13 protein-coding genes are annotated in these 16,252 nt (G+C 46.8%); 6 read left to right on the top strand and 7 right to left on the bottom strand.

What is annotated here, in order from left to right; translation table 11 throughout:
* Positions 1-20: 20 nt before the first annotated feature.
* From C9I98_RS18365 to C9I98_RS18350, 4 genes are all read left to right on the top strand, one after another.
* A complete protein-coding gene (locus tag C9I98_RS18365) occupies positions 21-2,135 on the top strand; it encodes a tRNA(Met) cytidine acetyltransferase TmcA (RefSeq protein ID WP_107272314.1) in 2,115 nt (704 codons plus the stop codon).
* Positions 2,136-2,151: 16 nt separating this feature from the next.
* The gene (locus tag C9I98_RS18360; RefSeq protein WP_036821362.1) at positions 2,152-2,889 is read left to right on the top strand and encodes a phosphatase; all 738 of its coding nucleotides are present in this window, start codon (positions 2,152-2,154) and stop codon (positions 2,887-2,889) included.
* Positions 2,890-3,284: 395 nt separating this feature from the next.
* Positions 3,285-3,686, top strand: coding sequence for a hypothetical protein (locus C9I98_RS18355; protein WP_036821365.1), 402 nt, complete (start codon positions 3,285-3,287; stop codon positions 3,684-3,686).
* A 272-nt stretch (positions 3,687-3,958) separates the two neighbouring features.
* A complete protein-coding gene (locus C9I98_RS18350; protein WP_036821368.1) occupies positions 3,959-5,614 on the top strand; it encodes a flagellar assembly protein A in 1,656 nt (551 codons plus the stop codon).
* A gap of 81 nt (positions 5,615-5,695) precedes the next feature.
* Here C9I98_RS18350 and C9I98_RS18345 read toward each other — a convergent pair whose 3' ends face one another.
* The 3 genes from C9I98_RS18345 to C9I98_RS18335 form a co-directional block, all read right to left on the bottom strand.
* The gene (locus tag C9I98_RS18345) at positions 5,696-7,636 is read right to left on the bottom strand and encodes an EAL domain-containing protein (RefSeq protein WP_245907185.1); all 1,941 of its coding nucleotides are present in this window, start codon (positions 7,634-7,636) and stop codon (positions 5,696-5,698) included.
* A 224-nt stretch (positions 7,637-7,860) separates the two neighbouring features.
* Positions 7,861-9,192: a sigma-54-dependent transcriptional regulator gene (locus C9I98_RS18340; protein ID WP_107272313.1), complete on the bottom strand. Its 1,332-nt coding sequence runs from the start codon at positions 9,190-9,192 to the stop codon at positions 7,861-7,863.
* Entirely contained in the window at positions 9,189-11,015 is a 1,827-nt protein-coding gene (locus tag C9I98_RS18335; protein ID WP_036823327.1) for a sensor histidine kinase, read from the bottom strand. Before C9I98_RS18335 ends, C9I98_RS18340 begins: the two co-directional genes overlap by 4 nt.
* 219 nt (positions 11,016-11,234) lie before the next feature.
* On the opposite strand from C9I98_RS18335, the gene pdxH reads away from it, so the two are divergent.
* The gene (pdxH, locus tag C9I98_RS18330) at positions 11,235-11,876 is read left to right on the top strand and encodes a pyridoxamine 5'-phosphate oxidase (protein ID WP_036823324.1); all 642 of its coding nucleotides are present in this window, start codon (positions 11,235-11,237) and stop codon (positions 11,874-11,876) included.
* A 70-nt stretch (positions 11,877-11,946) separates the two neighbouring features.
* On the opposite strand, the gene C9I98_RS18325 is transcribed toward pdxH, so the two are convergent.
* From C9I98_RS18325 to C9I98_RS26570, 4 genes are all read right to left on the bottom strand, one after another.
* Positions 11,947-12,117: a hypothetical protein gene (locus C9I98_RS18325; RefSeq protein ID WP_036823321.1), complete on the bottom strand. Its 171-nt coding sequence runs from the start codon at positions 12,115-12,117 to the stop codon at positions 11,947-11,949.
* 149 nt (positions 12,118-12,266) lie between these two features.
* The gene (locus C9I98_RS18320; RefSeq protein ID WP_036823318.1) at positions 12,267-12,977 is read right to left on the bottom strand and encodes a helix-turn-helix transcriptional regulator; all 711 of its coding nucleotides are present in this window, start codon (positions 12,975-12,977) and stop codon (positions 12,267-12,269) included.
* Positions 12,978-13,823: 846 nt separating this feature from the next.
* Entirely contained in the window at positions 13,824-14,789 is a 966-nt protein-coding gene (locus tag C9I98_RS18315) for an AEC family transporter (protein ID WP_107272312.1), read from the bottom strand.
* A gap of 425 nt (positions 14,790-15,214) precedes the next feature.
* Positions 15,215-15,361, bottom strand: a complete 147-nt coding sequence (locus C9I98_RS26570) for a hypothetical protein (protein WP_158262697.1) — start codon at positions 15,359-15,361, stop codon at positions 15,215-15,217.
* Positions 15,362-15,440: 79 nt separating this feature from the next.
* On the opposite strand from C9I98_RS26570, the gene C9I98_RS18310 reads away from it, so the two are divergent.
* Positions 15,441-16,226, top strand: coding sequence for an AraC family transcriptional regulator (locus C9I98_RS18310; RefSeq protein ID WP_036821355.1), 786 nt, complete (start codon positions 15,441-15,443; stop codon positions 16,224-16,226).
* Positions 16,227-16,252 lie beyond the last annotated feature (26 nt).

Genomic DNA, 16,252 nt, shown 5'->3' with positions numbered 1-16,252 from the left:
AGTATAATTTGAGTGAAACCATGAGCCAGCTTAGTCAATTTTCCCGCCAACTTATCCAGCAAGCCGTAGACGCCAACATTCGCTATCTGGTGGTTGCCAAGGGTGACGAGTCTTGGGGCAAAGAGGTTGCCCGCGTCTTCAGCGACTTGCTACCCAATACGCTTGTTACTGGGGGGACTGCAATTGAGCCCTTAGCTTTTGTACCGTTCAAAAAAGCCAAAACGAAGTTGGGACAGGAGTGCCAGTGCCTCGTTTATAATATGCACGCCGGTTTTGATGCTGACGCATTAGGGGCATTGTCTGGTACTGTTGTCGGAGGCGGTATACTGGTGCTGTTGGCCCCCGATAATATTGATTGCTGCCACTCATCTTTGTTCATGCAGCGATTGGGGCGTTTACTTAGCCTGCCGCAAGTTGTCCAAATCACCCCCGATACTGCGTTGCCCCCGCTACCTTTGGTTGATAATGCTGTGTCACCTATGTTTGCGGGTGACGAGTTTGGTGCTGTTACCCAATGCCAGTCGGATGCCATCGCGGCTGTTCGGCGTGTCGTTACCGGTCACCGAAAACGCCCTGTTGTGATCACGGCCGATAGGGGGCGTGGTAAGTCGGCAGCAATGGGCTTGGCTGCTGCCAGCCTACTTCAAGCGCGCAAAATTAAAATCGCGGTGACGGCCCCATCGTTTGAGTCGGCCAAAACAATTTTTCGTCATGTTGCCGAGCGGTTTGATATGCCGTTTAGCTGTCAGCGCCAGTTAGCGGTTGGGTTGGGCGTGATTGATTTTGTTTCCCCCGACATGCTTTTATCCGGCGCGGTCGACGCCGATTTTGTTATCGTCGATGAGGCAGCTGCCATACCGGCGCCGTTGCTATCGGCAATGTTGGATCGTTTTAACCGTATTGTTTTTTCAAGCACGGTGCATGGCTATGAAGGAACCGGCCGTGGCTTTGCCGTTAAGTTTCGACAAATCCTCGATACCAAAATGCCGCACTGGCGCAGTGTTGAGCTAGCCGAGCCTGTTCGTTGGGCGAATGACGATCCGCTTGAGAATTGGGTTTTCCAAGCCCTGTTATTTGCTGCGCCTTTGCCAGAGGTTGATTCTGCTAGCCCCCCTGAACAGGGTAATGAAACGCACAACCGATTAAAGCTTGTAGCTTGTACAAGCCGCGCTCTTGAAAAGCAGGAGTTGCTGTCCGACGAGTTGTTGCTAACCCAGGTGTTTGGACTTCTGGTGAATGCCCACTACCAGACGTCACCAGCCGATCTGGTTGCCATGCTGGATGATGACAAGTTGTCTGTTATCGCCACTTTCTACCAAGGCAGTTTGGTTGGTTGTTGCTTGGTGATGGCTGAGGGGGGCTTGGACGAAAAACTAGCCGAGCAGGTTCAACATGGCACCCGACGCATAAAAGGGCATTTGCTTGCACAGTCGATGGCTGCTCATTTGGGGCTGGCACAAGGTGCCGTTCAACGTTGTGGCCGTATTATGCGAATAGCGGTTCACCCTGAATTACAGCAACAAGGCATTGGCCAAGTTTTGCTTCAATACACCGCAACTTGGGCCCAAGCCCATTTCGACTATTTGGGTACCAGTTTTGGATATGTGCCTGAGCTATTGCAGTTCTGGCATAAGGCGGGCTACCGCCCTGTCAGGTTGGGATTAAAGAAAGATGCAGCAAGTGGCTACCAGTCATTGCAGTGTACCTTGGCTTTAACTTCCCAAAGCCAGCAGTGGCTGGGTGATGCTGACCAATTGTTTGCGGCCAACCTTCACTTCAATGCGAGCGAGTGCTTTTCGGGATTATCGGCATCGTCCTTCACGGCTTTATATCGATATGTCGTTAAAGATCTTGTTTGCCCTGCGAGCCTACCGCAGCATTTGGTCGCCCAGCAGCTAGCGTTGTATTGCAGAGGTGGGCTCGGGTATGAGCTGGCATTGCCAGCCTTAACCACGGCTTTAATATCAGCGTTAAGCGGTGATATCCAAACTGACAATAATCGTTCTGATTGGTCGGCGTTAGCCGTTGCCAAGGTCATCCAACGTAAACCTTGGCCTGCTATCGTGGAAGAATTTAATTTATCCGGGCGCAAAGAAGCCGAGCAACTTCTGCGCGATGGGTATTCAAAGATTTAATTACAAGGAGCTGTTGATGAAATTCGTCGTAGATACGCATACTCACACTATCTCAAGTGGCCATGCTTATAGCACGCTACTTGAAAATGCAGCAGCGGCAGCCGAGAAAGGCTTGTCACTGATGTGTGTAACAGATCATGCGCCCTCAATGCCTGGCTCTCCCCATTTTTGGCATTTTGCCAATCAACGCATCTTGCCTCGCTTCCTGCATGGCGTCGGAATATTACGCGGCGTTGAAGCAAATATCATCAATCCTGATGGTGAGATTGATCTACAGCCTCAAATCACAGAACAACTTGATTGGGTGTTGGCGAGTTTCCATGAGCCTGTTTACCGACCCGCTGATAAGCAAACGCATACCACTACCTTGTTGAATACGATTGCGTCTGGTTGGGTTCATGCGCTAGGCCATCTTGGCAACCCCAATTTTGATTTCGAGTTTGAACAAGTGATCACCGCAGCAGCCGAGGCAAATGTTGTGATTGAAATTAATAACTCGTCATTATCGGGCTCGCGTGCTGGTAGCCAACCGCGCTGTGAACAAATCGCTCGCATAGCAAAAGATGTAGGGGCATCACTAACGACGGGATCGGATGCGCATTTTGCCTATGACGTTGGTCGGTTCGATCATGTTGAGGCGTTGCTAGCTAAGATTGACTTCCCTGAAGAACGGGTGATTACATCTAGCGCCAAACAATTCATTTCTTTTCTTGAATCGAAAGGCACCACGCTCGAGACCTTTTCTGCACTTTGATATTTACAGTGTAAATTCTCATTTCGTAGCCATCACCTCTCCCTGCAATCACCTATTATTTCTTCGTGACTAATAGGTGATATCAACCATCTCCCTGCCTAGCGCTTAGATTAATGACTTATTCAGGTGGGCATGGATCATCTTGCCGTATTTCACCGTTCTATCTGTTCTATTTACACTGTAAATCACAGCCATAAAAAAATATGGTATGTCGTTCTATTTGTTGGCTGATGCAGGTTGGTTTGGAAATAAATGCCACATTGTCTAAAGTTAGATCATGTCGCTCGCAACATTCCAAGCGCTTAGTCACTAGGCTCCTTTGGTGGGTAGCAGCAAAATCATACGGCAGTGAAAAATAGAACAAATACAATAATAAAGATTAACAAGGAGTGGTAATGACAATCGTTAGAACACCAGTGCTTGATCATTCAATGTCGCGAGCGCGGTTTGCTAATTCATTGCAGGCTGATGATCTGTTTTCACTTGGCCGAGGCGGTATTGCGGGACGGTTATATTACCAAAATCCGCTCGCAAGACAGCTTATTGATATGCATGAAGTTGGGATAAAAGTGACGGTAAACCGCTTGAAGCGTCATTGCCTCTACTTAGAGTCTGAGCAGCGTTTGACGGTGAATGCTTCCTGCCAGCTTTTGATCCACCCTTTTGGTTTGTTGGAGGGAGGGCTGTTGCTTGACCCTTTATCAGCGAATAAGAAAAAACCTGGGCATTTTCATTACCGCTTCATGACCAATAGCTGGTTGTCTGAGCAACAGATGCAGGCGCTAGTGCTTGATTAACGAATTGTTTGTAATTGAATTTATTGAAATTCTATTTTTTGAGTACTCTGTCATTAAATCTTGGCTTACCTTAGATAGAATACTTATCAATAGCGCTGGGCGAGATTTGTTTATCTGTGTGTTGCGTCTTAATTTGCACAACGATAGTTAGCTTAATCTTGCCCAAATATAACTATGAATGATAGATATTGGTAAGTGTGAGTTGGAGATTAGTTGCCTCAATATAACTTGGGTTAATATTGAATGAGTTAGAGGTATCGAAAGGAGTCGATATGGCAGAGTCGTTTCTGCAGTTGTCACAAGATAAGCAGTCTATTTTTCTCTCAGCAGATCGTTATGCGGGAGAAGCGCTTACTCGCGATATGCTTATCAGCCAAATTGAGAAGCTAGGCGCGCAAAATTATTATCGTTTCGAAAGTGCTATCGACTCTGCCCTAGCTTTTATTAACCAGCCTACTCCAGACGACGGTGACGTTACAACAGACATCAAACCGATTATCGTTGCCGAGTGTCGTGATGCCAGTTACTTGGTGAAGACCGAGGCCGACATGATGAAGGCCTCGTTAACCATTACCGCCCCCTATGGCGGTAAAGCCATTTCTGGCCCCGCCTTGCTTGAGGCGCTCAAAGATAACCATATCGTCAAAGGCATACGTAAGAACCAACTACAGGAAATTATTCGCCTTTCTGGCCAACTTTCTGCAGGGCAAAAAATCACGGTGCCTGTCGCCTTTGGCCGGATGCCCGAGCATGGTGCTGATACCCGGTTCGAGGCTTTGGTCGAAGACGTTGGCAGCCGTATCCTACGCCCTCAAGCGTTAGATGACGGCAAGGTTGATATGCTTGATTTGGGCGAATTGGTAACCGTGAAGGCCGGCCAAGCAATTATGCGGCGTATCCCCGCTACGCCAGGCACGCCGGGCTTTACCGTCGAAGGAAAAGAACTACCTGCGGTGGCTGGAAAGCCTGCTGAGTTTGAGGTTGGCGAGGGGACGGCAATCAGCGAGCAGGATGAAAACATCTTGCTCGCGTTAAAGTCGGGCATTCCTGTCATGAAGCCCAAGGGGATGCAAGTTGATGATGCCTTGACCTTAAAAGGAGTGAATGTCGCGACCGGGCATATTTCATTCGATGGCAGTGTCATTATTAACGGTGATGTCACACCGGGAATGAAGGTGGCTGCGACCGGCAATATTACGGTGACAGGGTTTGTTGAGCTTGCTGAACTAAAGGCTGGCGGTGACATTGCAATTATCAAAGGGGTCATTGGCCGTAAGCAGGAAGGTAGTCCGCTGGCTTGTTATCTAGAAGCCGGTGGCAAGGTGACGAGTAAATTTGCCCAGTTTGCTGAAATTGAGGCGGGACAAGATGTTAGCTTCTCTCTTCATGCGCTGCATTGTGTTATTCGCACTCAAGGGGAAGTCGTGGTGACCGATCAGCTCAAACGCCACGGTACCTTAAGTGGCGGCTACATTGAAGCGGGCTACAGCGTGCGGGCTGTGAACATTGGTGCGCTAGCCGGCGTACCCACCACCATTATTGCCTTTGGCCGCTACCACCATTTATTGGAGCAGCTTCAACTAGCCGCTGATCAATACGACAAAGAAAAGGACAGTATCCAGCAGCTCAAGCAGGCTCAGCTTAAGCTAATCAAGATCCCTCAGAGTAAGCGACCTCCGGAGTTGGTAGAGAAGCTTAAGCAAACTGCGCAGCATCATCGCGATAGCTTGATCGCAACCCAGCATAATTTTGAAACCTTAAAAGCGGAATATGAAGAGCTGCGTGAGCTAGTGTCGGTCACTGCGCTAAACCGAATTTATAGCGGGGTTAAAATTCAGCTTGAAAAAGAGAAGCTGACCCTTAACCAAGAACATGGGCCATCAAAAATCCAGATCCGCGATCGTGAAATTCAATGCCAGCCATTATGATTTACAGTGTAAATTTTAGCACTAATTTACACTGTAAATTTCAATCAAATGCCCTCTCACGTTAGCCCGTAAAGCGAGTCATTACACTAGAGAATTGAGCGTCGGTTTACATTTCTTTTCTACGATATAGCCCTGGAAGCCACTCACAAACAGGTCTGAAAGGCGCTCCAATTGTGTTTCGGTTTCAACCCTAGTTGCAATGGTCATGATTTTCAAGCTATGTGCTGTGCGCGAAATTGATGAGAGCAAGGCTTGTTTAACTTCGTCATTAAGTTGGTGGGTATAGGAAAAGTCGATTTTGACATAGTCGGGGCGGAACTCTGTTAGGTAGTCAAGCGATTTAAAATAGCGACCGTAATTATCAACGCCAAATCGGAACTTGTAAAACCGGATAGCAGAGCATAACAAGCTGCATGAGTCAGGGCTGCGCACGAAACAGGCTTCCGGTATTTCGAAGAAAAGACGGTCTGCGAGCCGTTGATTGCGTTCCATGGTGGTGGTTAACCAACGAATAAATGCGGGGTCATTAACGCTGCTGGTCGTTATATTAATGGCTAAGGGGCCGAGGGTATGGTCGGCATTCAAGCGGTTGATAGAGCTGGCAATGGTTTCCCTATCAAACAATACCCCGGCACCGAGCTCGTCAATCGCCCCCAGAAACTGGCGAGCAGAAAATTTATCCTTGCCTTTATGAATAGAAGAAAAGACCTCGTAATGATAAACCGTGCCTTGCTCTGTGGTTACGGGCTGGTCGTGGTAGCGGAAGAAATTATTATCGATAGCCTCGATGAGCAAGGCTTTCCATTGTTGCTTACCAAAAGCAATGGCTGCGTTGGATTCTTGAGAAAATGCCAAAGGGGTTTCTGGTGTCAGTGCCGCTTGTGCCAATAGGTTATCGAGCTGGGTGAGCAGGTGGCTGGCTGATGTGGCTTTTTCAGTGATGAGCAATCCTATATGGGCGCAATCCGGAGAGCTAGTCCCTGCTTGCGCTTGAATAGTATTGAGTACATTGAGCATGCCTTCACCAATGGCCTGTAATTTTTTTGCTGTGGTATTAGGTACCAATACCGCAAACTCATCATAGGATAATCTTGCCAGGCTGATCTCACTGTGAATGATATTGCTGTTGAGCTCTTCTGCGATTTGCTTGACGAGTTGGTCGCCCTGATCGAAACCGTGTTGGCGGTAGGTGTCATCAATAAGGGTGGTTTTTAATAATGCCACACCGCCACTAGGGTTGGTTGAAATCCATGAGTTTAGCTGGTTAATAAAGTATTGGCGGTTACCTAGCCCTGACACTTTGTCACGATAAGCTTGTTCTTTGAGTTTCACCGCCTCGTTAGCCTGCTGTTTAAACAGGTTGTTGAGTTGGGCGTTGAGGTGGTTTACCAGCTTTACAATGGCCTTGACGTCGGCACTTGCTGGTAACGGTAAAGGCGAGCGGCTTTGCTTGCGTTTTGCCTCGCTAGCATAGTCGGCAATAAGCAAGAGGGGACGATGCTTTGATACCAGGGCAATGACCGATATCGTGTTCAAGAAAATAATGGCAAGTAATGACGAAGCGCTAAAGCCCAGCGTTGAATGCCACAGTTGCTGCAGGCTTTGAGCGGGGCCATGTTCTGTTATGACTTTGATACCCAGATTGCCTGCGTGAGCTAAGTCATGGGTCGCTGTGTAGGATTGTATCCCGACCAGCTGATTAAGCCATGAGGGATAGCTGTATGAGCCATTAGCGAGTTGTTGGTAGTGCCTGTCATTTACCTGCACTTCAATTGCTGTTAATGAAGTGGCGGTTAATACTTCTTCCAAGGCTTGATTGATAACTTGCCCGGTGAATGGGGCTGAGCCTGCCAATGCTTGGCGAAGCAGCATTTGGGTGGTGTGGTTATCTGATTTAAACGTCAGCTCGGCTTGTTGAGTGATAACTTGTTGTTCATGGTAGAAGTGAATAGCTGTGGTAGAGACCCATAATGCTAAGAAACAGCCAACTATCCAACTGATGGTAAACTTCAGGATTGTCATTTGTCATGCTCAATTATCATCAGGAATAACAGAGAAAACTCACAATAAAAGAGTGCTCTTTCATTAAGTTAAAGTAACAAATAACCTTAAGATGTAGGTGTTCAATCCGGCTTCGCATGATGAAACCGGAAGATACTTCGTAAAATTTGTGCAATAAACGCTGGTTTGCATCTACAGACGCATGGTTTTTTCCCGAGGTTTTACGGCGAGTGTAAATTGAATTTTCATTGCTTAAATTCGTCTTTATCGATCCCGTGCTTTTTCATTTTGTCGTAAAGGGTTTTTCTCGCTAGCCCCAACTCTTGCTGCACGTCTTTTAGTCTGCCCTGATGGCGGTTGAGGGCATCACGCAATAGCTTGCTTTCAAATTGCGATACCCTGTCTGCCAATGTTGCGGGCTCTTGGGTTGGATTGGTATGAATGGAGCTTGGAGAAAAAATCGAAGCTTGCTCCCCCATCAAAATAAACCGTTCAGCAAAGGTGCGAAGTTCGCGAACGTTGTTGTTCCAGCGATGATTGAGTAACTGCTGCTCTAGCTCTGGTGAAACCGAGGCGGGTTCGATACCAAAACGGCTACAGTCAGCACGAAGAAAATTATGGAACAGAATCGAAATATCTTCCTTGCGCTGGCGCAGTGGCGGCAATTCGAGGCTGACAAAGTTGTGTTGGAAGTAGATAGCTTGATAGAAAGGGGTGTCTGAGCCCTGCTGCTTTTTGTCCTCGCTTAATGAGGCTATAACGCGAACATTCAAAAACGCGTGTGGGCATTCGTTGGATGTGCTGTGTTGGCACCGGTTTAAGTGAGAAAGAAATGGTTGCTGTAGGCTTTCGGGCAGCTTGTCGAGGTGTTTGATGTAAAGCGTGCCGCCTTGTGCTTGCTCGAACAATCCAGCACCGTCTTGTTCGGCATTGCCAAACAAATCTAAACCAAGTTGATGAGGGCTGTTGGTGTCGGCATTTACCGTGATAAATGGCTGTCCTTGGCGTGGGCTGTGATCGTGGCTAAATCGGGCAACCAATGACTTTCCGACGCCGGGTTCACCGTGGATCAGCAAGGGGGTGGCGGATTGGTTGAGGTGGGAGAGCATTCTGCGTAGTTGTTTGATGCTCGGGCTAGTGCCAAGAATACGAGGCCCGGGTGCACTTTGTACTTCAAGTTCGCGCCGCAGCTCGCGGTTTTCTAATACCAATTGGCGTTTATCGCTGGCCCTTTTTACAACGTCCAGCAGGGTATCGGTCGAAAAGGGCTTTTCAAGAAAGTCGTATGCTCCCATACGCATGGCATCAACAGCCATCGATATATCACCGTGTCCCGTTAGCATGATGATGCTGAGTTCTGGATCGATGGCGATGGCCTGCTTGAGAAATTGCAGGCCGTCTATCCCCGGCATATTGATGTCTGAGATGATCACCCCTTGATACAATGGGGTAAGTAGATCCAGAGCGGGTTTGGCACTGGCGAAGAGGCTGACGTCATAGTCTTCCAATTCGAGCGTTTGCCCGAGTGCATCACGAACCGATTTTTCATCATCAATAAACATTACCGGTAAGTTCATGATGCCTCCTTATTTGACATAGGTAGCGACAGGGTAAACTTGGCCCCGCCAGTGTGGTGTTTTTCAACGATAAGCGAGCCTTTATAGGCATCAATAATGCGTTTGGAGATGGTGAGCCCCAAGCCCAGCCCCTCTTCTTTCGTGGTGTAGAAGGGGTCAAACAGTTGGGCCATTTGCTCGTCTGTCATCCCCGCGCCGTTATCCCAAACCATGCAGTTTACTTGGTTGCTGGTTGGTTCAACCTCGATACCGATTTGTGGATCGTTGATACCGTTAAGGGCATGGATACTGTTTTGGAACAAATTGACCAGCACCTGCTCGAACTGAATAGCATCGATGTTGATGTGAATATTCTCCGGGATGTCTTGCATGCGCAAGGTGATCCCTTCTTTTAGCAATCTATTTCGGACTAGCCCCAGCGACGAATGCACGGCATGGTTTACCGAGGTGTAGCGGGTGCTGTTGTGCTCGCTACCCTTGCGGGCAAATACCTTAAAACGGGCGATAATTTCTGATACCAAGGAATTGAGGTGAATGATCTCTTCTATGTTGTTGGCGACGGACTGGTAACGTTCTTTCTCTAGTAGCTTTCTTGAGTTCTCGGCATAGGTGCGCATGGCCGCTAGCGGTTGGTTTATTTCGTGGTTGATACTCGCTGATAACTCGCCAAGCATGGCTAACTTGGCCGCCTGCATTAATTCGGTTTGGGTTTGTTTTAGCTCTGCTTGGCTGTGCTCGTATTGGCTCAGGGTGATTTTTAGCTGCTGGTTAGCGTCTTGCAGGTTGGCTGTTCGCTTTGCTACCGTCCGTTCAAGTTTGCTGTTTAACGAAGCCAAGGCTTTTCGGGCGCGGTATGTTTGCCACCAAGAGTGGATCGCAATACACAGAAGGCTGTAAATGGTCACAAACATCAGTGCGGCTTGCAACACCGTCTGGTGGTTATTGCTGGTTGGGCTGAAGCCAAAAATTTGCCAGCCGGTTTTCGCCATACTGTGTTTGGCTAGCATGAAATCGGTACTGCCTGCCGCTGATGGCCAACTCAGTTGCAGCTGCTGGGATTGCTCTAGTTGGGCTAAGTCACGATAGTGACTCAGGGCGGTTAATGGCGCTTTGCCATACTGGCGTGAGTCAATAATGGCTTGTTTGGTTGGTTCATCGAGTTGGGTCAAGCTTTGGTATAGCCAACTTGGCTCTGAGCTATAGAAAACAATGCCGGCGCTGTCGCTGATCACGTACTCAATGCCGTCATACTGCCAAATGTCAGTGATCAGCGACAGGTCGACTTTTAGGGTCAGGACACCGAGGATTTGTCCGTTTAGGATCACCGGCGCTGAAAAGTAGTACCCGCGCTTTTCTGAGCTGGCACCCAATGCAAAGTATTGCCCGAGTTGCCCATTAAGTGCTTGCTGAAAATAGGGCCGGTAGTGGTAATTTTGTCCTACAAATGACCGCCGTTTTTGCCAGTTGCTCGCTGCCAAGGTGGTCCCTTGCCTATCTATCAGGTAAATCGTATCGGCATTGAGGGTATCGTTCCATTGTTCGAGTAACTTACTTACTGACAAAAATTGCTCACCTACCGGGTAGCGTTCATCAGCGGCGGCAAGCAGCGGTACCAGCAAGCGAGGATCGCTGGCAAGTACTTGGGGCAGCTGGCTGTAGCGGGTTAACTGGGCATCAATCTTTGAACCCAGTTGGTTGACGCTGTTGGTTAGGCTACCAATAAAATAGCGCTGGGCTTGCTGGTAGGTTACATAGGTAATGAGGGCGGTAAAGAACGCGCCGATAAGGAATACAAGGCTGAGAAATTTTTTTTTATGCGTCATGTTGTATCTATACCCGGGTTACTTCAGACCTAGGTTACATCAGGGTGAAGATTTTTGATGGCTGATATAGCCACAATGTAACAAACTGCCGCCTGATAAACATCGAGATTGGTTACAGAGTTAGGCCGTATCTCGCGTTAAAGGGTATATTACTTGTGTTTCCAAAATACAAAGCGCACAATTTGTGTGTAAGTAATAAGTACTTAAGCGGAGTTAACAATGGAATTGTCTGATATTCGTCGCGACTACACACGCGGTGGTTTACGTCGTCATGATTTACCTGAGCAGCCAGAGGCCCTGTTTGATAAGTGGCTCAAGCAGGCGATTGAAGCCAACCTCACCGATCCGACAGCAATGACGGTGGCGACAGTGGATGCGAGCGGACAGCCATATCAGCGCATTGTGTTGTTGAAGCATTTTGATAAAGACGGTTTTGTGTTTTACACCAACCTTGGTAGCCGTAAGGCGGGCCAATTGGAAGCAAACAGCAAGATCAGCCTGCATTTCCCGTGGCATGCTATTGAGCGCCAAGTTCACATTACCGGTACCGCCGAGAAGCTATCGAAGCTGGAAGTGATGAAGTATTTCTCATCACGTCCGAAAGAAAGCCAAATTGCGGCTTGGGCCAGTAAGCAGAGTAGCCGCTTGAGTGCGCGCCAGGCGTTGGAAGGCAAGTTTATGGAGCTGAAGCAAAAATTTGCCCAAGGCGAAGTACCATTACCAACGTTTTGGGGCGGTTACCGAGTAAAGGTATCGTCAATCGAGTTTTGGCAAGGCGGTGAAAACCGTTTGCACGATCGCTTCTTGTTCACCAGGGAAGGTGAGGGTGAGTTGTGGAGTGTGGACCGACTCGCTCCTTAAGCGAACTGACGGACAAAGAATTGAAAAAAATGCAGCCTAAATGAGGCTGCATTTTTGTTTGTATAAGCCCTTAGGCTGCCATTTGGTGGCTAGTCACAATGCTGATGCCTTCAGGGTGGCGCACTTTCAGCGCTTTCTCTGCCGTTGCGATGGACTCAACTTCGTTATCAGCTTGGATTTCGTATTTACAAGGAATGTTGAAGTAAGGGTGTACAACGTAGGTGATGCTAAATGCTTTCATAATGTTTCCAGTTAAAAATGCACCTTGATGAGGTGACTAATCAAATCTGAGCGGATTATAAATGAGAGGTATCCGCTCAAAATTTGATCTGAAAACAGTATTTGCCTTACAAAAACGTAAACTAAGACTCCATGAACAGCACAATATGCTTATTCTTTAAGGATTACAGATAGTTGACGATTGAGCATACTTTCTGGAATGTGTGAGCCGAAACCGAGATCGAGGGCCAGATCGAGCAGTTCGTTTTTAGAACTGGCGTTGAATTTTTCTCGGAGCCTGATGACATAGTTTTCGACCGTTTTTACCGAGACACCCAGCACCTTGGCGATGTATTGCGGTTTCTTGCCATACAGTAACAGGAATAGAACTTCTGATTCGCGGGTATTGAGGTTGATGGCTTGGTGGTGGAGGTCGAGATTGAATGAAGCTTGCTCTTTAGGATTGATGCCTGCCGCTCGGCAAATCCAGTGTCCTACTTCAAGAATGGCGGTATCTTTGAGCTCTACACCGGAAAAGATGGTTCCGACTGTTTCATTCTCTTCATTTTTCCAAGGCGTCTTAGTGAATAAATGTGCACGCCAGCTACCGTCGGAGTAAGGGTGAATATCAAGTACCCTTAATCGTTTTCCAGATGTCATTACCAAGCTATCTTGATCTCGAAATGACTCGGCACACTCTACTGTTGGGCTTGGCATATCAAAATCAGTACGGCCGATACAATCTAAATGATGGTCAACACCAATTATTTCGCCATACTCGGCATTAGCATAAACGAAGACGGAATCCTTATCTTTACATCCCCAGCATCCTGGCAGTTGATTAAATATATGTAATAAAGATGGGTCGACTTTATCTTTCACTGTTATTTGCCTAAGTAGATTGGCTTGGTTATTTATTATTTAGCAGTCTAAATGAAAGCGATAAGGTTGCAATATCACGATGACGGTTTTTTGGACATAATTGTAAAAAAGGATAAAAAAAAGCCGACCTATATAGGTCGGCAAAGACAAGAGTTAGACTCCGAAGAGCACAATCCTGTACGACGTGTAGAAGAGGTATCCAACCAGGCTCATATATCTTTGATATGAGGGTGTATATCAAAGTAAGCCCGTTTGGCATGTATCCAAAGTTGGATACTGCAAACAGAGTGGTTGAACACCGCTCTCTGTTTACGGGATTTAATATAACCCAGCCTTATTAATAGAGTAAGGGGGGGAATCACCTATTGACATTAGTATGATAATCTGATTGGCGCCACTAAGGTGGTATATGGCAAAGCAGGCAACATAATTAACCCCATGAAATTATTGTCCAAAGCAAAGTTGATACATTGCTAAGATATTCGCTGGCTATGCAGGATTATTCAGTATAAATGCCGAAAGTTGTGCCGATGGTATTTGTTAAGAATGAGATATACATCACACTTATAGGTTGATTGCCATAACCTATATATAGGGTGCCTAACTATGCATGCAGTTGATGTAAAACGTTTTCACTGTCTATATATTGGGTATTAATATGCTTGAAAGCACTTTTTCAGCCATATTAATAGTTTATCGACAATACCTATAAAGCGTTAATATCTAAAGTGAAGTTCATGAAAAGCGATATATTTCAAAAATCATGTGTTATTAACCATTATATTTATATGGCTTTCGGATTAAACAAAAACGAAAATATTATTTAATTAATTTAAATAAGTACCACTACGAAACGACTTGAAATGTTTTTAGCAGAGTAATGCCTAAGCTTGATGTAAATAACGAACCTAGGGTGGTTATTGCAATAACATTGGCCGCTAAAATTGCATTTGCCCCCATTGCCCTTGCCATCACATAACTTGCAGCCGCGGTTGGTGCCGCGCTCATCAAAAATATAATTCCAAGCTCGAGGTTTTCGAAACCGAGTAAATAGCCAGATACCGTAATGAGCAGCGGGGCAATGACTAAGCGGCCAATACTGGAGATCCGGGCTTTTCTAGAGTCCTGACGTAGTTGGTTGAAGTCGAGGCTTGCGCCGGTGCACAGCAGGGCAAGCGGCAGGGTCATATTGGCAAAGTAGCTTCCGGAGTCGGTGATCAGCTGCGGTAATGGAATTTGAAATAAAGAAAACGGGATAGCCAGCATGATACTGATGATCAGCGGGTTTTTAATGATAGAGCGCAGTAGGTACATAAAGCCGATACTGCTTCCCTGCTGGCTTGGGTTCGAGCGGGTAAGCGTGATCACGGCCAAAATGTTGTAGAGCACGGTAATCACTGCCACATATAGCGAGCCGACAACCAGGCCATCTTGGCCGAAAGCATTGCTGACATACGCGAGGCCGATAATGCCGGTATTGGCACGAAAGGCACCTTGCACCACCACCCCTGTGTCTGACTTACTGCCGATCAAGAGCGGTGAGATACATTCGAACAAGACATAAACCAGAATATTGGCAATGATGGCAAAGCCAAACAGGTGTAGGTTGGTCAGCTGCTGTAGGTTGGCACCGGCAACACTCAAAAACAGCATCGCGGGCAGGGTAAGGCTAAAAACTAATTTCGAACCCGTTTCAATAAACGCATCATTGATCATGCCGATACGGCGAAGATAAACGCCAAGGCCCAGCATTAGAAAAATTGGGCCAGTGATAGAAAACGAGTATTGAAGTTGGGTAAGAAATTCGATCATAAATGCAATATCCTTATTAAGAATACTATTTGTATCACATTTGCGATCTAGGTGCAGTTATATTGTATGACTAATAAAGTTATTTAATTCTAAATGTTTGATTGTTAAAGAATATTATTGCGCGTTGAAGCGAAGTGATACTAAACACGTTGCTATGGAACGATGATCAAGAGCGGCAAACTAACGGTTGTTGTCTTTTTGATTGGAACAATGATCAAGGAGGATCCTTGGCTTGATCATTGTTGCGGGCGGAAAGATGATCAAGGCTTGATCATTGCTCAGTGCGTTGGTAGCACAGGAATTAAATATTCTTTGTAACTAAACCTATGATTTTAAATGGTTAAGTGATGGTTTTACCCTCCGTGGATTACGATGCTAAATCTTGATAGTGCCATTGGACAACGCTATTTGAGTGTTCAGATGAGTTAAAAGCCACCAATATCAATTGAAATGACACTGGCCGTAATTGTTAGGTTCTTGATCATTTTTCCACTGAATTTATTAGCTTTTATTTTGTTTAGATTCTGGAAATTTGGAGCCGTTGGGATAGAAACTATGCGGGCTGCTGCCATTTTCGTCCCGTAGGCGGTGGTTATTCAATGTGGTATTATTGCTATATGTATCAGCCGAATTCCTTTCTGGTTCTTTAGCATGAAAGACAAGCTAAGCGCCCCGCTTTTTAAACCCTCAGAAATCGTAAAGCTGCCTGAGCACATGGATCATCATAACCATGGCTACAACCAGGTAGTGATTGGCCTATCGGGCCAAACCGAGTTCGATATTGAAGGGGCGGGTAATTTAGTGTGTCCGGGCCAAGGTTGTTTGGTTGCAGCCGATGCCGAACATGCTTTCTCCGGTGTGGGCAACAACGAGATCCTGGTGCTGAACGTGCCAACTGACCAGCTCCAGCCAGTTTACAGTTCAGAGAACATGCTACGCCTGTTTGAACAGTCGGGGTATTTCCATTTGGATCGCCAAGCACAGACACTGATCCAGGCGCTGACTGCGGAAATGACCGCCCACCCTGATGATTTATTGTTGAGCCGGGCGTGTACCGACACCTTGATGTGCGTGCTGCACCGCCATTTCAAGCCTTCGGGCGTTGAAAAGCAGTCCCACCGCTTGAACATGGATACTATCGATCAGTACATCAATCAGCATCTTACTCGTAAAATATCGGTAACACAGTTAGCGGGAGTCGCCTACTTGGGTGAGAGCCAGTTCCATCATTTGTTCAAAGAACAAACAGGGATCACCCCGCATCAATATGTACTGAAAAAGCGCCTTGAACTTGCCAAGGGATTGATTGAAGAGTCGCAATTGAGTGTGGCCCAAGTCGCGCAAAGCACTGGTTTTGCCAGCCAAAGCAGCTTCACCCAAGCCTTCACTCGCTTATACGGCAAGCCACCCGCGCGTTATCGTAAAGATAGTACTTAAATTTAAGCGATTGATTTTAATTGCGC

Origin of the sequence: Photobacterium sanctipauli, assembly GCF_003026495.1 — a bacterium.
Classification (GTDB): Bacteria; Pseudomonadota; Gammaproteobacteria; order Enterobacterales; family Vibrionaceae; genus Photobacterium; species Photobacterium sanctipauli.
This window is presented reverse-complemented; position numbering and strand designations above follow the sequence as displayed.